The 21,520-nt window shown below is 35.6% G+C and carries 23 protein-coding genes; 13 read left to right on the forward strand and 10 right to left on the reverse strand.

The window, feature by feature from the left end; genetic code table 11:
* Positions 1-78: 78 nt before the first annotated feature.
* On the reverse strand, positions 79-990 hold the full coding sequence (locus AC5LXV_RS09070; protein ID WP_493466212.1) for a LysR family transcriptional regulator: 912 nt from the start codon (positions 988-990) through the stop codon (positions 79-81).
* Positions 991-1,230: 240 nt separating this feature from the next.
* Here AC5LXV_RS09070 and AC5LXV_RS09075 point away from each other — a divergent pair, with 240 nt between their 5' ends.
* Both AC5LXV_RS09075 and AC5LXV_RS09080 read left to right on the forward strand, forming a co-directional pair.
* Positions 1,231-1,827: a DMT family transporter gene (locus AC5LXV_RS09075; RefSeq protein ID WP_493466213.1), complete on the forward strand. Its 597-nt coding sequence runs from the start codon at positions 1,231-1,233 to the stop codon at positions 1,825-1,827.
* 28 nt (positions 1,828-1,855) lie between these two features.
* Positions 1,856-2,026 (forward strand): EamA family transporter, encoded by a 171-nt coding sequence (locus AC5LXV_RS09080; RefSeq protein WP_493467986.1) that lies wholly within the window; start codon positions 1,856-1,858, stop codon positions 2,024-2,026.
* 4 nt (positions 2,027-2,030) lie between these two features.
* Here AC5LXV_RS09080 and AC5LXV_RS09085 read toward each other — a convergent pair.
* Positions 2,031-3,112, reverse strand: a protein-coding gene (locus AC5LXV_RS09085) for an IS3 family transposase (protein WP_493466188.1) whose coding sequence is annotated in 2 segments (ribosomal slippage) — positions 2,031-2,869 and positions 2,869-3,112 — 1,083 coding nt in all. Because the reading frame shifts where the segments join, the coding sequence is not laid out codon by codon here.
* A gap of 823 nt (positions 3,113-3,935) precedes the next feature.
* Between AC5LXV_RS09085 and AC5LXV_RS09090 the strand changes: the two genes are divergently transcribed.
* Both AC5LXV_RS09090 and AC5LXV_RS09095 read left to right on the forward strand, forming a co-directional pair.
* The gene (locus tag AC5LXV_RS09090) at positions 3,936-4,475 is read left to right on the forward strand and encodes an HPP family protein (RefSeq protein ID WP_110433685.1); all 540 of its coding nucleotides are present in this window, start codon (positions 3,936-3,938) and stop codon (positions 4,473-4,475) included.
* 77 nt (positions 4,476-4,552) lie between these two features.
* On the forward strand, positions 4,553-4,708 hold the full coding sequence (locus tag AC5LXV_RS09095; protein ID WP_493466214.1) for a hypothetical protein: 156 nt from the start codon (positions 4,553-4,555) through the stop codon (positions 4,706-4,708).
* 22 nt (positions 4,709-4,730) lie between these two features.
* Here AC5LXV_RS09095 and AC5LXV_RS09100 read toward each other — a convergent pair whose 3' ends face one another.
* Positions 4,731-5,246: an endonuclease V gene (locus tag AC5LXV_RS09100; RefSeq protein ID WP_065651941.1), complete on the reverse strand. Its 516-nt coding sequence runs from the start codon at positions 5,244-5,246 to the stop codon at positions 4,731-4,733.
* Positions 5,247-5,430: 184 nt separating this feature from the next.
* Between AC5LXV_RS09100 and AC5LXV_RS09105 the strand changes: the two genes are divergently transcribed.
* Positions 5,431-6,093: a DUF421 domain-containing protein gene (locus AC5LXV_RS09105; RefSeq protein ID WP_110423601.1), complete on the forward strand. Its 663-nt coding sequence runs from the start codon at positions 5,431-5,433 to the stop codon at positions 6,091-6,093.
* A 64-nt stretch (positions 6,094-6,157) separates the two neighbouring features.
* Here the strand turns inward: AC5LXV_RS09105 and AC5LXV_RS09110 are convergent, their stop codons facing one another.
* Complete coding sequence (locus AC5LXV_RS09110; RefSeq protein WP_493466215.1) at positions 6,158-6,430, reverse strand: DksA/TraR family C4-type zinc finger protein; 273 nt, start codon at positions 6,428-6,430, stop codon at positions 6,158-6,160.
* A gap of 151 nt (positions 6,431-6,581) precedes the next feature.
* On the opposite strand from AC5LXV_RS09110, the gene msrA reads away from it, so the two are divergent.
* The 3 genes from msrA (at position 6,582) to msrB (ending at position 8,181) form a co-directional block, all read left to right on the forward strand.
* Positions 6,582-7,130 (forward strand): peptide-methionine (S)-S-oxide reductase MsrA, encoded by a 549-nt coding sequence (msrA, locus tag AC5LXV_RS09115; RefSeq protein WP_493466216.1) that lies wholly within the window; start codon positions 6,582-6,584, stop codon positions 7,128-7,130.
* A 3-nt stretch (positions 7,131-7,133) separates the two neighbouring features.
* Positions 7,134-7,664 carry a cytochrome b gene (locus tag AC5LXV_RS09120; protein ID WP_493460906.1) on the forward strand — a complete coding sequence of 177 codons (531 nt, stop codon included), beginning with the start codon at positions 7,134-7,136 and terminating at the stop codon, positions 7,662-7,664.
* Positions 7,665-7,755: 91 nt separating this feature from the next.
* Positions 7,756-8,181 (forward strand): peptide-methionine (R)-S-oxide reductase MsrB, encoded by a 426-nt coding sequence (msrB, locus tag AC5LXV_RS09125; RefSeq protein WP_110433744.1) that lies wholly within the window; start codon positions 7,756-7,758, stop codon positions 8,179-8,181.
* Between the two features lie 250 nt (positions 8,182-8,431).
* Here the strand turns inward: msrB and lptG are convergent, their stop codons facing one another.
* Positions 8,432-9,496: an LPS export ABC transporter permease LptG gene (gene lptG, locus AC5LXV_RS09130; protein WP_493466217.1), complete on the reverse strand. Its 1,065-nt coding sequence runs from the start codon at positions 9,494-9,496 to the stop codon at positions 8,432-8,434.
* Positions 9,497-9,506: 10 nt separating this feature from the next.
* Positions 9,507-10,610, reverse strand: a complete 1,104-nt coding sequence (lptF, locus tag AC5LXV_RS09135) for an LPS export ABC transporter permease LptF (RefSeq protein WP_493466218.1) — start codon at positions 10,608-10,610, stop codon at positions 9,507-9,509.
* A gap of 138 nt (positions 10,611-10,748) precedes the next feature.
* Here lptF and AC5LXV_RS09140 point away from each other — a divergent pair, with 138 nt between their 5' ends.
* From AC5LXV_RS09140 to AC5LXV_RS09155, 4 genes are all read left to right on the forward strand, one after another.
* A complete protein-coding gene (locus tag AC5LXV_RS09140) occupies positions 10,749-12,233 on the forward strand; it encodes a leucyl aminopeptidase (protein ID WP_493466219.1) in 1,485 nt (494 codons plus the stop codon).
* A 13-nt stretch (positions 12,234-12,246) separates the two neighbouring features.
* Entirely contained in the window at positions 12,247-12,699 is a 453-nt protein-coding gene (locus AC5LXV_RS09145; protein WP_493466220.1) for a DNA polymerase III subunit chi, read from the forward strand.
* Positions 12,700-13,068: 369 nt separating this feature from the next.
* Entirely contained in the window at positions 13,069-13,239 is a 171-nt protein-coding gene (locus tag AC5LXV_RS09150; RefSeq protein WP_181415957.1) for a hypothetical protein, read from the forward strand.
* Between the two features lie 80 nt (positions 13,240-13,319).
* Positions 13,320-13,793 carry a hypothetical protein gene (locus tag AC5LXV_RS09155; RefSeq protein ID WP_110433676.1) on the forward strand — a complete coding sequence of 158 codons (474 nt, stop codon included), beginning with the start codon at positions 13,320-13,322 and terminating at the stop codon, positions 13,791-13,793.
* Between the two features lie 27 nt (positions 13,794-13,820).
* On the opposite strand, the gene AC5LXV_RS09160 is transcribed toward AC5LXV_RS09155, so the two are convergent.
* Complete coding sequence (locus AC5LXV_RS09160) at positions 13,821-14,141, reverse strand: YnfA family protein (protein WP_493466221.1); 321 nt, start codon at positions 14,139-14,141, stop codon at positions 13,821-13,823.
* Positions 14,142-14,466: 325 nt separating this feature from the next.
* On the opposite strand from AC5LXV_RS09160, the gene AC5LXV_RS09165 reads away from it, so the two are divergent.
* Positions 14,467-17,325 carry a valine--tRNA ligase gene (locus tag AC5LXV_RS09165; RefSeq protein ID WP_493466222.1) on the forward strand — a complete coding sequence of 953 codons (2,859 nt, stop codon included), beginning with the start codon at positions 14,467-14,469 and terminating at the stop codon, positions 17,323-17,325.
* Positions 17,326-17,378: 53 nt separating this feature from the next.
* Here AC5LXV_RS09165 and AC5LXV_RS09170 read toward each other — a convergent pair whose 3' ends face one another.
* The 3 genes from AC5LXV_RS09170 to AC5LXV_RS09180 form a co-directional block, all read right to left on the reverse strand.
* Entirely contained in the window at positions 17,379-18,899 is a 1,521-nt protein-coding gene (locus AC5LXV_RS09170) for a glycoside hydrolase family 43 protein (protein WP_493466223.1), read from the reverse strand.
* A 44-nt stretch (positions 18,900-18,943) separates the two neighbouring features.
* Complete coding sequence (locus AC5LXV_RS09175) at positions 18,944-20,329, reverse strand: glycoside-pentoside-hexuronide (GPH):cation symporter (RefSeq protein ID WP_493466224.1); 1,386 nt, start codon at positions 20,327-20,329, stop codon at positions 18,944-18,946.
* A 396-nt stretch (positions 20,330-20,725) separates the two neighbouring features.
* A complete protein-coding gene (locus AC5LXV_RS09180; protein ID WP_493466225.1) occupies positions 20,726-21,397 on the reverse strand; it encodes an OmpW/AlkL family protein in 672 nt (223 codons plus the stop codon).
* Between the last annotated feature and the right edge of the window lie 123 nt (positions 21,398-21,520).

The following is a 21,520-nucleotide window of genomic DNA, read 5'->3' on the forward strand; positions in this document are numbered from 1 at the left end:
CAATATCAGCCTAGATAATAAATAATACACTTCAATTAATCTTTATAATTGAAGTGTCAGATGTATACATTTCGGATGTTAAATTTGATAATTAACATTTTCATCCCGAATGTATTGCTCTATGTATTCTTTAAATATTTTCACTCTATTAGGAATGTAGCCTCTATCTCTAACCATCATATAAACTGGACTTGAGTTACCAATCCACTCTGGTAAAATTGGGATTAACTTCCCATCTTGAATGTCAGAATAAACGAATTGCTCAGGGACAAAGCAAATGCCTAAATCCTGCTTAGATGCATTTATCATTAGCTGAGTGTCATCAACAACAAAGTGAAACGTCATATCTGTAACATACAATTCTTGTGTCTTAGTGTTTTTCAATGTCCATCCATTACTAATGGTAGAACATATTAGTTTGTGATTCTTTAAATCTACTGGATGTAAAGGGATCGAATTTGATTCTAAATATTTAGTGGATGCACATAAAATATTTTTTGATAGAAACAATTTTTTTGCTACCCAATTGCTATCATCTAAATTTCCTACTCGAATTGCAATATCAATGTTCAATGCAGTTAGGTCAACAATACGGTTAGTTACCATTAAATCAATCTTGATATCTGGATATTGCTTCATAAAAGAAAAAATACAATTCGCTAGCCATTTGTGAGTTAAATTACTCGGTGCTGTTACTTTTATCGTTCCTGATAACTGGTAGTGGCTGTCATTTAAGTGATTTACGGCCATTACACATTCTGTTAAAGGATTAATACATTGATCAAAATACATCTGCCCTAATGTAGTTAATGATACAGATCTGGTAGTGCGGTTTAACAGATGTTCACCTATTGATTCTTCTAATTGAGTTAAGCGCCGACTAATAGTGGCCATAGGAATTGAAAGATTTTCTGAGCCTTTAGTAAGGCTACCTGCCTGAACAACATTTATAAAAAGATTGAGGTCATTTAAAGAAATTAATTTTTTCATTTTTGGAATTCTGTATTTAAAACATGTTAATTGTGCTTTAAATGAGATAATAATATTATTTTACACCAATCATACTATCAAAATAAGGATATTAATTATGAATGTATTTACAACAGGCACTGAAAGTGAGATTGGTAATGAAATGGCTTTTAGATTATTACAAGAAAGAGATCATCTATTTTCGACCATCCTTAATGTATTTTTATGGAGATAGAGTTCATGCCTAACAATAGATATTGAGTGTTACTAGCAATTACTCTTTCCACCTTTTTTTGGGGATCTAATTTTAATGCTGGCGCATCAGTCGTTGCGGATGCATCTCCTTATGTTATTGCAACCGAAAGGTTTGTTTTTGCGACGATAATTATAATGATTTTCATGTTATTAAAAGATCGAAATAATCTTATGGCACTACAAAAGAACTGGATTGCATTTATAGCTCTAGGTTTATTAGGTATAACCGGCTTTAATTTAGCGTTTTTTATTGGTTTAAAAACTACGTCAGCTATCAATGGAGCATTGATAATGGCTACATCTCCGATAACAACAGCATTGTTGGCAGCAATGATTGATAAACATAAAATTACTCTAATCCAAACTGTCGGTATGCTGATTAGCTTATTTGGCGTGGTTATTGTCGTAAGTAATGGTTCAATAATGAATTTAATTTCGCTTAATTTCAGTTCAGGCGATCTAATTATTATATTGGGTAATCTCGCATGGGCAACTTACACTGTTGGTTCAAGAAAATATATTTCTAACTCGACACCTTTACAAACTACAACTTATACAATGTTATTTGGTACCATAGGGTATCTTATTATTTACTGTTTATAACAACAATTTACTTATATCACTCAGTAATATAACAATAAAAAATCATTTAATATTAGTATATATGGCCGTTTGTGGTACGGTATTGGCGTATTTATTTTGGAATTTTGGCATAAAAGAAATAGGGGCAGCCAATACAGCCGTATTTTTCAACCTAGTACCTGTATGTAAATACCCCAAACCTAGTACAAGATTCAAGTAGAAAATCATGCTGCTTGTTTTAGTGTTTTATACTCAATCGGTGTCATGTTATTTAATGCCTCATGCGGTCTTTCGGTATTATAAATCGTTAACCATTCTTCGGTTATTCTCCTTGCTTGTGCTAAGTTGTTAAAAAGATATAAATCGAGTACTTCAGTACGATAGGTACGATTAAATCGTTCAATATAGCCATTTTGATAAGGACTACCGGGCTGGATATAATCAATGGCTATATCATGGGATTTAGCCCAGTTTATAAAGGTTTTTCCTGTAAATTCTGGCCCATTATCGACTCGTATTTTTAATGGATACCCATGATATTCAGCCAATTTATCTAAGTAACGGGTAACTCTCCCTGCTGGTAAGCTTACAGCAATATCAATGCCTAGCGCCTCACGATTAAAGTCATCGATGACATTGAATGTCCTAAAGTGACGTTGATTACAACTACTGTCACTCATAAAATCCATTGACCAACATTCACCTTGTTTATTGGGTGCTGATAGCCTTTCTGGGGTTCGTGGGGGAATGCGTTTTTTACGCTTTACCCTGAGATTAAGCTTTAATTCACAATACACCCGATATACTCGTTTATGATTCCATTTATAGCCGAGCTTTCTGATACGATTAAAGCATTTAGGAAAGCCCCAGCGTAAATGCCGGTCTGTGATAGCATTCAACACCGAAACAATCACCGAATCATCCAGTAACTTAGGTTGATAATAGTAAGCACAACGGCTTAAGCCAACAATGGCACAACTCATAGCAATAGTAATAGAATGATTTTGTTGTAGTTGCTGTGCCCACGTTTTACGTGCTTTTGTGGGCTCTAAAGCTTTTTTATAATTTCTTCCTGAAGCTGGGATTTTAAGCTCAGTTCGGCAAACATCTGCTTAAGCTTACCGTTTTCAGCCTCAAGCTCCTTTAAGCGTTTGATATCCGAAGTTTCCATTCCGCCATATTTTTCCCGCCATTTATAGAAAGTTGAATTACCCATGCCATATTTACGACAGAGCTCTTTGACAGGAATACCCGCTTCAGCTTCTTTTAAAATAGCTACTATTTGATGTTCAGTCATTTTTTTCATAATTAAATCCCCTTTACTTTTATCATAGAGAATTTTCTACTTTTTTGCTGTACTATTTTAGGGGATAGTTACATGTATTTACTATGATTTTAGCATTATTTACTGGATCAGTGCCTAATCTGCTACAAATTAGTGGAGCATTAATTGTCATCTGTGGTGTAATCCTTGCTACAGGTTCATATAAAACAATGTTATCTAAAAAGTGAAATAAAATAATTTTTGGATAAAGAATTTATGTGATGCGAAATAAATTCATAATATTTTGGCTTATAAATTTAGACCTTATAATTTCGATATTTTGATAAAAATATCAATGTTCAGTTATTAAACTAATTTAATAGTATACATACTAAATAATTATTGAGAGGTCATAATTATATGAATTTTTTATGTTCAATCAACAGTTGTTGCACAGCCTAATTGTTATGAATTTCTTCTTTTGCTCTTACCAATAAAAAGCCATCAAAATCTCGTTGATTAAACTAATCAAGATGCCATTTGTATAATTGACGCATAGTGACCAAGATCAGCTTTTACTTCAGTAAATTTCTGTTTAGAAAGTGAATCCTTTATTATCAAAATATTTATATAACATTGTTTTAATACATCCCGATTGTTCTCTAATTTCATCTTCACGACATTTCTCAATCCTTTTTGATAAAAGAGTCATTCGGCTATATCAGCGATTAATTTGAATGTTTTTTATTTTTTTGATTCAAATGGTTTGATAAGTGAACAGATCTGTACTAACATAAAAGTGTACAGGATTGTTCATTTTTAAGTTTGTACTCTTATTCTCACTCATCTAATAGGATAAAAAATAATGAAATCATTTTTTTTCAGCAAGGAAAAGTTACCGGCAAAGCCTAAAAATATTGAATTATTGCAAAGCTTAATTGGTGGTTTTGTCTCTATATTGTGTCTTATTGGCTTAAGCCATTTAACTGGTTACACTTATATTATGGCGCCATTTGGGGCTAGTTGTGTGATTTTGTTTGCCGTATCTCAGTCACCATTAGCGCAACCAAGAAATGTTATCTTTGGCCATTTGATATCGGCCTTTGTTGGGTTAGCTTTTCTTAAACTATTCGGTAATGATATGATTGTTACTGCATCAGCTGTAGCCATTGCAATTGTTGCAATGCAATATTTTCGAGCGGTGCATCCACCAGCCGGCGCTAATCCATTGGTTATTTTATTGACTGCGGACAATATCGATTATGATTTTAATTTTCTTTTATTTCCAGTGTTGTCTGGCGCGCTAATATTAGTTGCTATTGCTTATATAATTAATAATCTTTTCAACAAAACTCATTGGCCAGTTTATTGGTTGGCACTGTTCAGTAGCAAAAAAGAGTCTTAATCTATTGTTAGTCAAGAGAAGACTACTCAAATTTAAACAATTTAGTTTGTTGATCTAAGTAGGTAAGTAAATCTGGCATGCGATGTTTGCCTGCCATCGATTTAATGTCTTGTGCAGTTTTGTCTGGCGCAGTAATATTAGTTGCTATTGCTTATATAACTAATAATCTTTTCAACAAAACTCATTGGCCAGTTTATTGGTTGGCGCTGTTCAGTAGTAAAAAAGAGTCTTAATCTATTGTTAGTCAAGAGAAGACTACTCAAATTTAAATAACTTAGTTTGTTGATCTAAGTAGGTAAGTAAATCTGGCATACGATGTTTGCCTGCCATCGATTTAATGTCTTGTGCAGCTTTGGTTAATGCTGTTCCTAATGACGTGACATATAACGGCTTATTACTTTGACCGCGTGTCACTTCTATGACATATTGACTATTATCAGCAAAGGATTTTTTTGCAACACCGATAATAGGTATCTTTTTATCAAGGGTTTGATATAGATGACCGCCTAAACCAAGCTTACCGTCATTTAAATGGACATAACCATCAACAATAATCGCATCTATTGTATTGAGATCGACCTGAGACAATAACGCTAATATACAAGGTAATTCACGTTGATAGAACTGACCTGATTGATATGGGGCAACATTTGATTGGTAATCAGTGATAACGGATTTTATCTCCTTGATACTATCAGTAAATTGCTCAAACAAAATACCGACGGTTTTCGCTTTATCATCTAAATAGTAAACATCTATTGCAAGTATCATTTTTTTAAATTCCTTTTTAGAGTAGAATAGCAATGCTCTCAAATATATCTCTCTATTAAAAAACAATTAGTCGTTAATTTCAAATAAATAAAAATTTAGTTCCTGATACATCTTGTTAACTGTTATTTATCCAATTACGCCAAAAACATTGTCGTTTAAATTGGATCGACACTTGGAGGTAGGAATGTATTTACTCGAAATGGCACCAAAATTTTTAGTTGCACTTATTATTTTACTGATTTACGTTAAATTATCTGGTAAAAGCCAGATAGCGCCGATGTCGCAATTAGATCAAGTTGGTAGCATGGTTATTGGTGCTTTGGTAGGGGGAACGTTACTTAATGCTAATGTTTCAGCGTGGGAATCAGCTGGCGCCGTGGCAATTTGGGCAGGACTGCTTATTTTAGTTCGATTCATCAAATCTAAAAACTCAAAATTACGTGACGCCATCGACGGCGAGCCGATACAACTGGTTAAAAATGGTCATCTACTCTCTGAAAATTTTATTAAAGCCAATCTACCGGTTAGAGATTTCGAAACGTTAATTAATATTCAAGGAATTTGCGCTTTTAATGAATTAAAACAAGTTTGGTACGAATTAAATGGATCATTAACCATTATCAAAAAAGGCGACAAAGATATTGCGGTATTAGTGATTGAAAATGGAGCTATTAGCCAAGACAATCTTGAACAACTTCATAAAAGCGAGACTTGGCTTAAACATGAAATTAAAAAGCAAGGATATAAAGATATTAAAGAAATCTTTTGTGCAGAATGGTTTGACGATAAATTATTGGTTTACCCTTACGATGACGTTCGTAAGTCAAAATCAGAGAGTAAAAAATAATGACGAAAAATGCAAAATAAAAGGGGAGGGGAGAAACTCGGCCCCCCCTCTTATTGGAAACTTATTAGCGAAGTTGACTATCTTTACTGCCACGACGATTGTATAACATGGCGGATTTTGCCAATTGCTTATCCACTTCTTGCTGACACGCCAAACAGTATTGCACGCCGGGTAGAGCAAGTTGTCTTGCTTTTGCAATAGCATCGCCACAATCAACACAAAACTCGGCACTAGGCTTATCGTGTTTTAGTTGGCGTCTGGCAATTTCGATAGCATCAGTGATCGTGCTTTCAATTTGTTGGTTAACTGCATCATCAGATGCCCAGCCACTAGCCATATTTACACCTCCTAAAAATTATATTAGATGAATAATATGGTGATTATTTGACCAGTTTCAAGTAATATGAACATATTGTTTTTAGGGTAAGTAAGTGTTGTAATTTTAAATAAAGATCGTTTCTGTTAATATCAGTTAATTGGGGGTTTTTATGCAACATTATGAACAAGCAACATTTGCAGGAGGATGTTTTTGGTGTATGGTAAAACCTTTCGACAAATATGAAGGTGTTATTAGTGTGACCTCCGGTTACACAGGTGGTCATACGGTAAATCCAACCTATCAACAAGTTTGCCAAGGTAACACTGGCCACACTGAAGCGGTGCAAATTACCTTTGATCCAGCGATGATCAGCTATAAAAAATTACTCGACATTTTTTGGCAGCAGATTGATCCGACTGATTCTCAAGGACAATTTGCTGATCGGGGAGATTCTTATCGACCTGTGATTTTTTATCATAATAAATTTCAACAGCAGCAAGCAATCGCATCTAAACAAGCATTAGAAGAAAGTAAACGATTTAATCATCCCATTAATGTTGCTATAGAGCCAGCAACAATATTTTATCCAGCTGAAGATTACCACCAAGATTACTATAAGAAACAACCTGAACATTACAATCGTTATTATCGCTTATCTGGACGAGCCAATTTTATTGCTGACAATTGGCAAGATAAGCCAGCAACAAAAAGTGAGTAAGCAATGCAAAGTTATCCGCAGTATAGCAGTAAACAAAAATGGATCCATTGGTCATCCACCTTGTTAATCGTGATTGTCACTTTTCTGCTTTTTGCTAAAGTGACAATGTCGAATATTTTAGGTGGTATGCCAATTGTTTATTTATTGCATAAATCTTTGGGTGTCGTGGTTTGGCTATTAACGGTATGGCGAATAATAGTAATTCGAGAGCAAGGTGTACCAGATGTTTTACCTAAAGAGCAAAAACTGCAACGGATATTGTCAAAATCTACTCAAGGATTTATTTATCTATTACTGCTTATTGTGCCTTTATCGGGTTATTTAATGAGTGGGAGAGATCTTAATGTTTTTTGGCTGATATCGATTCCTGCTATTGATATGTCAAATAACCTACATCAAATTTTTCATACAATGCATCTAATCGGCTCAGACCTCTTAGCAATTTTAGTGCTATTTCACATATTAGCTGCGTTGTACCACTATTTTGGGGTTAAAGATAAAGTATTACAATCGATGTTAAATAGCCGTGATTAATACGAATACAAAACTTCTGTAGTAGTTATCGCATTTGAGTAGTTATCACATTAGTAACGTAGCGTGAGGCAGATATATGATGAAAAAATCAATGAAAGAAAAGGCCATATCAGCACTAACACCTATGCAATATCAAGTCACACAACTAAATGGTACCGAACCACCATTCGATAACCAATACCACGCCAATCATCGTGAGGGGATCTACGTTGATATTGTCTCTGGCGAACCACTATTTACCTCTCTGGACAAGTTTGATTCAGGTTGTGGTTGGCCAAGCTTCGCCAAACCTATTAATCGACAGCAGATAGTAGAAAAAGAAGATAACAGCTACGGAATGAACCGTGTTGAGGTTCGCTCATTAGAGGCTGATTCACATCTTGGGCATGTTTTTAATGATGGACCTGTAGCATTAGGAGGATTGCGTTACTGCATTAATTCAGCTGCGCTAAAGTTTATCCCCAAAGAAGAGCTTGAAGCTCAAGGTTATGGAGAATATTTAAGATTGTTTAAATAAATTGCTGTTATGCATCCCTTATACAATTAGGGGATGCAAACTAGCCAATGAGCACCGAATTCACAGATCTATTATTGAACTTAATCCGGATATATAGAGACAATTTTACTTAATAGAGCGATGTAGTTGGTATATAACGTCTTATTTTTATACACCAACATCTTTTTATGAACCAATACCTTTTTATATATCGATATCATAGTATTAATCGGTAATTATACCTATTGTTTATAAACTAATTATTTATAAGCTAATTTTTTCGTTTAAATAAAATATAACTGATCAATAAAAAAACTAAGCTAGTTAGCATTGAACCAACAAAAGGGTAAATACCTATCACGATACTGGTTTGTGCGAAAAGATTATCGGCGATATAAAAAATAAAACCAAAACTTATACCAATAATCACCCTAACACCCATGGAGACACTGCGTAACGGTCCGAAGATGAATGATAAAGCCAGTAACAACATTACAGCAACTGAAATCGGTTTAATCAATTTCTTCCAAAATAACAAGTCATAATATTTAGTATCTTGACCTGAAACTTTTAAATATTGCGAATATTGATAAAGTCCAGAAGCTGACAAAGATTCAGGATCAAAAGCCACTATGCTTAACTTATCAGGAGTAATATTCGTCTTCCACGGCATATTCAGAAGATTGGTACCTATTACTTGCTGTGGATTAGTTAGATCATTCATTTCAATCTGTGATAACGTCCACTCGCCATTTTCAAATGTGCCACTATCAGCATGGGTAATTGATAACAACCTATTTTTATCGACACTATAAATATCAATATTCGAGATTGAGTTGTCGCTATTGACATGACCAATAAAAATATAATCATTATTATCTTTCGCCCATAAACTACCTCGTTCAGATAATAATGAGTTACCATAGAGTTTTTCAGACCGCATATTTCGTGCTGTTTGTTCACTGATCGGCGCAACCCACTCACCAACTGCCATTGTAATTAGTACCAATGGTAAAGCGGTTTTCATGACAGCTAAAGCGATTTTAAAGCGGCTAAAGCCTGAAGTTTCCATTACAATAAGCTCACTACGTGAAGCTAAAATCCCCAAGCCGATTAAGCCACCTAAAAGTGCTGCCATAGGGAAAAATATCTCTAAATCTTTAGGAACCATTAATAAAGAATAAAGACCAACAGACAACGCATCATAATCAAATTTGATTCTTCTAAGCTGATCGATAAAACGGATAATTCCTGATAAACTAATTAATAAAAATAAGCAAATCCCAATGGTATTTAAAATAGTTTTACCAATATAGCGATCTAAAATCGAAAACATCGTTCTCCCCTTAAGACGCAGTAAATTTTAAACGAAGTTTACGCATAAATAAGTTATCCCAACAATTCAAAATTAAAGCCAGTATAAAATAACCCGAATTAATCATATAAAACCACAAAGCTGGATCTAATCGTCCTTTACCAGCATTGGCTTTAACCGAGCTAGAAAGTAAAAAGTAGACCAAATAAAGCAATAATGCTGGCAAAATTTGTGCAAGTCGCCCTTGTCTTGGGTTAGAAACACTCAGGGGAATTACCAAAAAAGCCATCAAAGGAACCGAAATAATTAACGTTAATCGCCAAAAAAATTCAGCTTTAGCCTTGGCTGTTGGATTGTCGTGAAGTTCCATTATTCCTAATTGCTGAACATCTATTTTATCTTCATCAACATTGGTATCTAACTCCTTAGGTTTAATAATAGCTAAATAATTATGAAAATTAGAAATTCGGAATTCTTTTAGCTGCGCTGTTCCTTCATAGCGGTTTGCATCCTCAAGAGTAATGAATTGGTTACCGTTTTTATCTTCTTCGGTTTTTCCTCTATTGGCAATAATGATAGATGGACGTTGACTGTTTTTCGGATTGATCTGAGCAATAAATACATTATCCATCTTATTTCGATCTACATTACCAATATAAATGACTGAATTGCCATCTGGGGTTTGTTGAAATTGACCTGCTAACAGACCGGCCAAACTTGGATTGATCTTGGCGTTTTCCACTAATTGATCTTGTTTCACACTCGACCAAGGACCAAACCAAAGGCTATTGGCCGTAGTTAATATACAGGTAATCACACAGAGAAATAGAACTACTTGATAATTAAGTCTCCTCTTAATTCCACAAGCATGCATCGCTACCATCTCACTGTCAGAATAGAGTCGTCCAAATGTCACCAATACCCCTAAGAACAGACTTAATGGCAAAATAAGATCAGCCATACTTGACACACCCAACACTAAAAGTGGCATAATCAAATCACGAGGAATACTACCATCAATTGCACTGGATAAAATTCTGATTAATTTTTGAGAAAAGAAAATCAGCAATAAAATAAACAGTATTGCGCTTTGCGTTTTCATCGTCTCTTTAATTAAATATCGGCGAATTATCACTCTTTTACCTATCTATCGGTCTTATAAAATCTCACTATTATAATCAGATTTGCGTTGTTTAGTTATCTTTTTGTTGCTATCGTTTAATGAACCGATAAAATGTAACTATTGACCACAAAAATCTTACAAGAGAACGCTATGCAATACGCAATCAAAAACAGTATATCTATCATCAAACAAAAAGAAGAATGTTTAGTCGTTACCGTCAATTCTGACAAAATACAATCTAACTTAATCAAAGAGATAGATCAATCGACTAATGACATGATAAGCCAATTAATTAATTCAGGTGATATTAGCGGTGAATTGGGTAAAACGACTTTTTTATATGTTACCCCAAATTCAACTAAACAAAAAATATTAGTAGTTGGATGTGGCCAAGGCAAAAATTTTGATATCAATGCAGCCAAAAAAGTGATTCAAGCTGCTATAAAAGAGCTAACTACCAAAAAAGTTAAAAACATTTGTTGGGATATTCTAACTCTCAATCCAGCAATTAGTGGTGAAATCGCTAAGCAGTTACCTCAAATTACCAGCGATTTAACCTACAGTTTTGACCAATTCAAATCAACAAAATCAAAACAACCAAGCTTACAAAAAATAACTTTGCTTTATAGCGATAAACAGACGATCAACCATGTTGAAAGTCAATTATTCCAAGGGCAAATTATTGCCGATGCGATTACCAGTACCAAAAACATTGCCAACATGCCATCTAACGTCTGTAATGCCAAATATTTAGCGGAGGAGGGTGAAAGTTTAGGCAAACAATATATCAACTTAAAAGTTACCTGCTTAGGTGAGAAAGAACTAGCCAAACTCAATATGAATGCTTACTTAGCCGTTGGACGAGGATCGGCCAACGAATCAATTATGACCGTCATTGAGTACCATGGTGCCAAAGACAAAAAAGCCAAGCCTTATGTATTAGTTGGTAAAGGGTTAACTTTCGATTCAGGTGGTATATCTATTAAGCCTTCAGCTGGTATGGACGAAATGAAGTATGACATGTGTGGTGCTGCCACTGTCTTTGGTGTCATGCAAGCTGTCGCTGAATTAAAACTACCTATCAATGTGGTTGGTGTAATGGCAGGTTGTGAAAATATGCCAGATGGTAATTCCTACCGCCCTGGTGATATCTTAACAACTATGTCCGGTACCACTGTGGAAATCATCAACACCGATGCTGAGGGGCGCTTAGTGTTATGTGATGTGTTAACCTATGTTGAACGTTTCCAACCGAAAACGGTGATCGACATTGCCACACTTACTGGCGCTTGTATTATTGCTCTCGGTCATCATTATACTGGCGTGATGGGCAACAACCCACAACTTATTGAAGAATTGGTAAACTCATCCAATAAAGCGGGCGACAAAGCATGGTCACTACCTATTGATAGTGACTTCCAAGAACAAATCAAATCAACCTGCGCTGACATTGTTAATGCAAGCGGTCGAGACGGTGGAACCATTACCGCTGCTTGTTTCCTATCTCGCTTCACGGAAAAATATCAATGGGCTCATCTTGATATTGCCGGTACAGCTTGGAAATCTGGTGCCAACAAAGGTGCGACAGGCCGACCGGTTGCCATGTTAATTCAATACTTACTTGACCAAAAATGAGTAACTAACTGACATGAAAAAAGTGATTTTCTACCTATTAGAAAACCCAACCCCAGCTAATGACGCTGGGGTACTATTCCAAGAAAAGCTTGCCTGCGAAAAAATCGTCGAAGCGTGGCAAAATAAACAGCGGGTGCTAGTTGCCTGTCAAGATCAAGCACAAGCCGAAAGAATCGACGAATATTTATGGCAGCTAGATACCAACAATTTTGTTCCACATAATCTAGCAGGGGAAGGTCTTAAAGGTGGATCTCCTGTAGAAATTTGTTGGCCACAAAAGCGTAGTAGTGGTGCACGACATTTATTAATAAACCTACAACAACAATTTCCAGAATTTGCTGGTGTTTATCGTGATATTATCGATTTTGTTCCTGTCGATGATCAACAAAAATCGTTAGCCAGAGCAAGATATAAAGCTTATAAAGAAGCTGGTTTTAATCTTAAAACTATTCCAATTACGTGTTGATGAACAAAAGCATAAAAAAATGACTTCAGCCTAACTAGTTTATAGAAATATGATAAAGTTAGTTTTTAAAGTAGATTTAGAATAAATACAGCGTCTATTCTTAAAATTACCTATTAAAGCATCACAATTCTTCTTTAGGGATAAAAAATCATAAAAATCGATAACATAAAAATATATTTACAATTTGTAAAAAGAGTTCGCGTAAACTCTCTTTACTCGGGCGTAATTACATTATTGAATTAGTCACCTAATAATAAAATGTCCGAAACTCATAGAACCCTAAAATTTGAGGGAGGAGCGTTTTATTACCCAAATCTTATAAATAACATACCATTATCAAAAATAATTTAATAAATTAAGAAAAATGGTATGAAAAGAATATTTTTTGTTTTATTACTCCCCGTCATATTTACAACTTTTGCTTTTGCCGAAAATTCAATACAGTCAAAAGTTGATTCATGTAAATCTATTTCTGATAAAGATCAGCGATTAGCTTGTTATGATGCAGTTTTTGATGTCTTAAGAATCATACCATGCTAATACAGAACTCAATAAATTTATAAAAATTTATTAGAACTTTTGTTATAGTAACCAATTATTAATCTTAAGCCAAAAATAAAATGTTAAAAAAATTATTGGTGCTCCTCATATCTTTTTTAGCTTTAATCGGTTGCCAAGAGCGACAGAAGATTACTGCAGAAATGTTGGTAGGAACTTGGCGTTGTGAAGTCGATAATAGTCGGGGCACAAAATACGTTTTTGACGGTTCAAAGTTGAGAACAATGCAACCTTATACGTTAAATAATGCTGATTATGTTGTACTTATAGGGAAAGAGGAAGAAAGACTTTTGGTGCAATCTAAATATTATCAGCTTATTGTGCCGATTTCACCTGATAATAATTACACAAAATTTAAAGGTGCCCTTGAATGTAAATCGAAATATCAAATCAACAATATCATAACTGAAATGGAGTATAAATTTATTTCAGAAGATGAATTAAAAGAGAGCTCATTTACCAAATATGAACGTTGTGATATTCAAAAATCGATTATGGAATTCAATATAGAAGCGACATGTAAACGAGTACATTAACACATATCAACTGCTTCTGTGGTTAGTTTACGAACGCCAGCCTAAAACTATCACCAATGTGTCAAGTAAGATAATCCCTGCGCCAATTAAATCAAAAGTAGACAGCTTAATATTATCTACAAATTTAAGCCAACTTATTGATAGAGCAATATAGATTCCACCATAAGTAGCATAAATCCGACCGCTAGCTTCAGGGGGGGTAAGGAAAGTAACCAAACAAACAACATTAAACTTAATGCTGCTAACGCTAAAAACCAGTTGGATGCTGCTTTTTTTAAACCAAACACAAAAACAATCAAAGATTTCGGCTAATGCGGTTAACATAAGTAGTCCAATAATTTTTATCATAAAGCCATAGCCAAATTACTAAGAGGTTATCTTATTATAGCCGCTAATGGTAGTTGTTACGTTAAAACATAATAGTTTATAGGCATTAACGGTTTATATTGGGTAAATGAAATTAATCGACAAGTTTATCTATCATCATCAAAATTCATCATCTAAATCGGTGATAAAACAAGATTGTTTATTAATAAATGTTCTTTTATTGTACGTATTGTTATTGTTACTCTCGCCAAAATCGATTTTATGCGTCTAACAATTTATTGTTATATCATTTTACTGTAGAATAAAGGCCATTTTTATGCCTTGAATTAGGATTGATGCCTTTATTATGAAAAATACGACTTATAATCCACAAGAAATCGAACAACCTATCTATCAACATTGGGAAGAAAGTGGTTACTTTAAACCTAATGGTGACAAATCTCAGCCTAGTTATTGTATTGCTATTCCACCACCAAATGTAACTGGTAGTTTGCATATGGGACATGCTTTCCAACAAACTATTATGGATGCGCTAATTCGTTATCATCGCATGCAAGGCAATAACACGCTATGGCAATCAGGTAGTGATCATGCCGGTATTGCAACGCAAATGGTGGTAGAACGTAAAATTGCTGCTGAAGAAAACAAAACTCGCCATGATTATGGTCGTGAAGCGTTTATCGAAAAAATTTGGCAATGGAAAGCAGAATCAGGTGGTAACATCACTAAACAGATGCGACGTTTAGGTGATTCGGTTGATTGGGATCGCGAACGTTTTACTATGGATGAAGGGCTTTCAAATGCGGTTAAAGAAGTTTTTGTAAGACTCTACCAAGAAGATCTGATTTATCGTGGTAAACGCTTAGTTAACTGGGATCCAAAATTACGTACCGCAATTTCTGATCTTGAAGTAGAGAATCGTGAAGTAAAAGGTTCAATGTGGCATTTGCGCTATCCATTAGCGGATGGTGTTAAAACTGCAGAAGGCAAAGATTATCTAGTTGTCGCTACAACTCGCCCTGAAACACTATTTGGTGATACAGGTGTTGCCGTTAATCCAGAAGATCCTCGTTATAAAGATTTGATTGGTAAATTTGTCATATTACCATTTGTTAATCGTCGAATTCCGATTGTTGGCGATGAACATGCGGATATGACAAAAGGTACTGGCTGCGTAAAAATTACTCCTGCGCATGACTTTAATGACTATGAAGTAGGGCGTCGTCATCAATTACCAATGATCAACATCTTAACTTTTGATGGCGATATTCGTGCTCAAGCTGAAGTGTTTGATACTAATGGTGAGCCAAGTACTGCATACGCAACCGATATTCCGGCACAATTCCAAAATTTAGAACGCTTTGCGGCGCGTAAATTAGTTGTTGCGCAGTGTGAAGCTCAAGGTATTTTAGAAAAAATTGAACCGCATGACTTAACTATCCCGTATGGCGATCGTGGTGGTGTGGTAATCGAACCTATGTTAACCGATCAATGGTATGTAAGAGCTAAAGTATTAGCGGAACCAGCTATTGCGGCGGTAAAAAATGGTGATATCCAATTTGTACCTAAACAGTATGAAAATATGTATTTTTCATGGATGAATGATATTCAAGATTGGTGTATTTCGCGACAATTATGGTGGGGACACCGAATTCCAGCTTGGTATGATAATCAAGGCAACGTCTATGTTGGTCGTGATGAGGCTGAGGTTCGCCGTGATAATAATCTGGCAGCAGATGTCGAATTGTCTCAAGATGACGATGTTCTTGATACTTGGTTCTCATCAGCACTATGGACATTTTCAACTTTAGGTTGGCCAGAAAATACTGATGATTTAGCTACTTTCCATCCAACTAATGTACTAGTGACAGGTTTTGATATTATCTTCTTCTGGGTTGCTCGAATGATTATGATGACCATGCATTTCATTAAAGATGAGCATGGTAAACCACAAGTACCGTTTAAAACGGTATATGTGACAGGGCTAATTCGCGATGAAGAAGGGCAAAAAATGTCGAAATCTAAAGGTAATGTTATCGATCCTTTAGATATGATAGATGGTATTTCACTTGCCGATTTATTAGAAAAACGTACTGGTAATATGATGCAGCCACAATTAGCGGAAAAGATTGCCAAACGTACAGAAAAACAGTTCCCAAATGGTATTGAAGCGCATGGTACTGATGCCTTACGTTTTACTTTAGCGGCGCTGGCATCAACTGGTCGTGATATCAATTGGGATTTAAAACGTTTAGAAGGTTATCGTAACTTCTGTAATAAACTATGGAATGCCAGCCGTTATGTATTGATGAATACCCAAGATCACGATTGTGGTTTTAAAGGTGGGGAGTTAGATTATTCATTAGCGGATAAATGGATCTTAGCGGAATTTAACCAAACTGTGAAAACCTATCGAGAAGCATTCGATACTTACCGTTTTGATTTAGCTGCTAATATCTTATATGAATTCACTTGGAATCAGTTCTGTGACTGGTATTTAGAGTTAACTAAATCAGTATTGGCAAATGGTGAACAGAATCAGCAACGTGCTGCTCGTCACACTTTAGTCACGGTACTTGAAGCCTTATTACGTTTGGCGCATCCAATCATTCCATTTATTACTGAAGCTATTTGGCAAAGTGTCAAACCACTAATGGCAATCAAAGCGGATACCATTATGTTACAACCAATGCCAGCATTTGATAGCCAATTAGTTGATGATAAAGCAGTTGCTGATATCAATTGGATTAAAGACGCTGTCATTGCGGTTCGTAATATCCGTGCTGAAATGAATATCGCACCAAGCAAACCATTACAGTTATTGATTAGAAAAGCATCACCAGCAGTTCATCGCGTAATTAGTGACAATGTCACCTTTGTCGAATCATTAGCAAGATTATCAGAAATTGTCTTGTTAGATGAAGGTGAAGCAGGACCATTATCAGTCACTAAATTGGTTGATGGTGCCGAACTCCTTATCCCAATGGCTGGGCTTATTAATAAAGAAGATGAGCTAGCTCGTCTTGAAAAAGAGATCGCTCGTATTGATGGCGAAATTGCGCGTATTGATAATAAATTATCTAATGCTAGCTTTGTCGATAAAGCTCCCGCAGCAGTCGTTGCCAAAGAGAAAGAAAAACAACAAGGCTATATTGCTGATAAAGCCAAATTGCAAGAGCAGCATGCAGCCATAAAAAGTCTTTAACAACTTGAATAAAAACCCTCTCATATGAGAGGGTTTTTTATCTTATTAAACCGTTAACTAATCTTGAAGTAATCAAAATGGCAATGGCCAATGGCATTATCTGCTTCAGTTGCGGCAAAAATTCCTACTTTAGCCCCCACCCATTTGCCTTTTCCAGCTGCGAAGCTAGGTTCAATTAAAATCCAATCTGTCTTATGATCTTTATAGTGAAATTGACAGATACCATTCAAACCAACTTCGACTTTAAGTTGGCAATGCTGTGAAGATAATTGACCGACAATTTGTTGATATTCGTCAACTTGACCTGAATCTTTCATCCAGCCATATCGATAATACAGCTTATACTGCCCATTATCATAACCGACCATAATTGCTGCATAACGTTCACCATAAACGATTAAACCACCTAAATCACCTGTTTGCTTAGCATTCAATTTAAGTTGAGTTTGCGCCGTAAATTGCCATGCTGAAAATTTTTGCAGCAATAAGTTAGCTGCAAAATAGAGTGTACTCTGTGTATTATGCATAGGTAATGGATAACAACTTAAGTTTAATCCTTGATCACTTGCTATTAGCCAATCAGGATTAGGATTTGCCTGCCATTGCCACTGTAAACCTAATTTACCATGCTGGAAATCGTCACTGGTTTGGATTTTATACTCTTCTGAGTGATGGGACACAGTTGGTTTTTTATATGATAATACTGGTTGTCCTGTAAAGTCATTATTGATACTCTCACCAATGCGAGGCCAATCATCATCACCCCAATACATTGGCTGTAAATGAACAATACGGCCATATAAATGGGCATCTTGAAAGTGTACAAACCAGCACTCATTATTGTCCAATTCGACCCATCCACCTTGATGAGGGCCGTTAATGGTGGTATTGCCTTGAAATAGCACATTGCGTGCAGTCCAAGGACCCGTTAAGTCATGGCTACGTAACACCGATTGCCAACCGTTTTCAACACCGCCAGCTGGTGCAAAAATGTAATACCAACCATTGCGCTTATAAAGTTTTGGTCCTTCAAGTGTCGGTAAATCGGCAGTGCCATCATAAATAATTTGACCTTCGCCAATCAATGTTGATCCATCATTAGCCATTTCAAATAGCTGCAACTTATGTTTAACACCACAACGACTTTGCGCAAAGGCATGTACTAACCATGCTCGACCATCATCATCCCAAAATGGACAAGGATCAATCCAACCGAGTGCTGGTTGTAAGCAGTGCGGTTTGCTCCATTTACCCCAAGGATCAGAGGTATTAGACATAAAAATACCTTCGTCAGGAGTACTAAAAAACACCCAAAGTTTTTCATCATGATAGCGAATCGATGGCGCCCAAACCCCTTTACCGGGTTGGACTGCATCATAACCGGGTAAGTCAAGGGCATCAAAAACATGATTGATAATCTGCCAATTTACCAAGTCTTTTGAGTGGAGGATCGGTAATGCTGGCATATGGTTAAAGCTAGATGAAACCATAAAGAAATCATCATTTACTTTGACAATATCCGGATCGGAATAATCACCGCAGATAATAGGATTGTGATAATAATCTAAACTCATATAATTAACCTTTAATTGTAACTATTACTTATCGACATACTATCTTAGTCATCACTATCTTTATTTTGTTGTCTAGCAAGTAAATCACTTTGAATTTTTTCCATCATTTTGTCATCTAATTTATAAAAACGCATTAACCACCAAAGTAATAAATAGGAAAATGCTGGTCCAATAGTTAAAAGACCAATAATGCCCATTGTGGCTAATGGTGTTTGTTCATTTACACCTGCTTGATAGCCTAATAAACCTAAACAGATTCCGACTAAAGCCCCAGCGATTGCCATGCCGAGTTTTAAGGCAAATAAATTACCTGAGAAAGATAGACCAGTTGCTCGGCGGCCAAATTTCCATTCACCATAATCAGCCGCATTGGCCATCATATTCCATTTAAATGGTTGATACATGGAGTGGAAAAAGCCAATTAAAAAATAGAGTGGGAAAATAACCGCTAACCACACCGGTGGAACAAAAAACATTACTACGCCAATAACAAATAACGTTAAATTAATATTTTTAAAAAGTTGAATAGCAGTAAAACGTTTAGCAAAATAACCAGCAGCCATTGCGCCTAATATAGTACCGACCACCGATGTTGACACAAAGGCTGATTTCATCGCTGTACCTGCTGCTGAGCTAACGCCACCCATCATCAAGTAAGTTGCATAGTAAAGCGTTGCTGAACTACGCATAACGCCAGCCATACTTGAAAAGAAGGTAATAAGCGCCACAATACACCACTGATCATTGCCTAATAAGCATTTTAAATCTTTTTTAACACTGACATTTTTATCTTCAATTGGTACTACTCTTTCTTCAGTGGTTGCAAAACAGAACACTAACATACCAATCGCAATAACGCCCATAACCGCCATGGTTAACTGAAATCCGAGTTGCTTATTTTCTTTTCCTAACCAATCGACTAAAAATAACGTACCGATTGATACCATAAGTCCTGATGCCGATGAAATAGTAAACCGATAGGATTGAGCGGATAGGCGATCTTTTTCATCACGAGCAATAACACCACCTAGAGCACAATAAGGAATATTAATAAATGTATAACAAAGCATTAATAATGCATAGGTAACGTATGCGTATAAAAGTTTACCTGAATAACCAAAATCTGGTGTTGTATAGGTCATAACAGCCAGTACAGCATAAGGAATGGCAAACCAGATTAACCATGGTCTAAATCGCCCCCATCTTGTTTTAGTACGATCGGCAACCATACCTGTAATCGGATCGATAATAGCATCAAAAATTCGCGTAGCGAGGAACATTATGCCAACCGCAGCAGCAGAAAGGCCATAAATATCAGTATAAAAATAGGTCAAAAACATCGTCACTGAGGAATAGACAATACCACAGGCAGCATCCCCCATTCCAAAACCAATTTTTTCCATGATTGATAATTTTCTATTATTATCCATCATAAACTCCTTTTAATTATCAAAATATGATGTAGATAAAACGGTTATTATTTAATTATCAGTTGCTTTAACAACTTATAGGAAAATAACAATAAATAGAGTTTATAAAATTCATTTTTAAAACAGTATTATGATTTTGCATACCTTAATTACGTTATATGGTTAATGTGATAGATATCACAAATTTATAAGGCATATTTGACATCATAATGTATGGTAAGATGATATTTGATAGGCTTTTATAGGCAAATTGCCGTGAATTGTTGTGGATTATTTAGTTAATATAACTCTATTGTGGATAGAGATTAAATAACATAATAAAAACTGAAGTGACCTCCAATAGTTGGACAACCAATTACTGGGGCTCACTTCACTGTGGAGAGGTTTTTAGTACCATTAAAACTTATAACCAACCCCAAACATTACCACCCATGGGTCAAGATCATATTTTGCTGTGACTTTAGTATTAGCTAAATGCGTTTTCGCTTTAGTTTCAATATCGATATAACGGACCTGAGCATTAATTAACCAATTTTCATCAAGTGAGTAATCAGCGCCCACTTGTGCAGCCCAACCCCAAGAATTATCCAAATCTAAACCATGAAAACCGGCTTTTTTAGCTTCACCACTAAATTTTTCATCAAAAAAGAAGGTGTAATTTACGCCAAGACCAACATAAGGTTGGAACTCGTAACTACTATCAAGAGGATACCAGAGAGCACTTAATGTCGGTGGTAGATGTTTAATCTTGCCTAAATGAGCACCAGCCAATACAGTTGAGTTGCCGCCACTAAGTTTCAGTTGATGACTAAAAGGCGTTGCGCCTAATAATTCAATAGCAAAATTATCGGTAATCATATATTGAAAATTAAGCCCAAGTTGTGTGTCATTATCGGTTTTAGCTTTAAGATCACTCTTTGCACCGCCAACTTTAACATGATCACTTTTATCTTGAGGATGAACATAGACAGGACCACCGCGAATAATAATTTGGTCGGCACTATGTGCCAAAGCGGTTGAGCTAGCTAATCCAAAGGTGATTAGCATAGCAATTGACGATACTCTCATTTTGGACTCCTTATTATACTTATATAAACTGTTAACTGATGGCAACCAGAGGGGGTGATTAACAGACCGTTTTGAATATAAAGTGCTAAAGGATTGAGGTAACAATAATCAAAAAGTTATCGA

It is taken from the genome of Gilliamella sp. LMG 34359, from assembly GCF_984569085.1.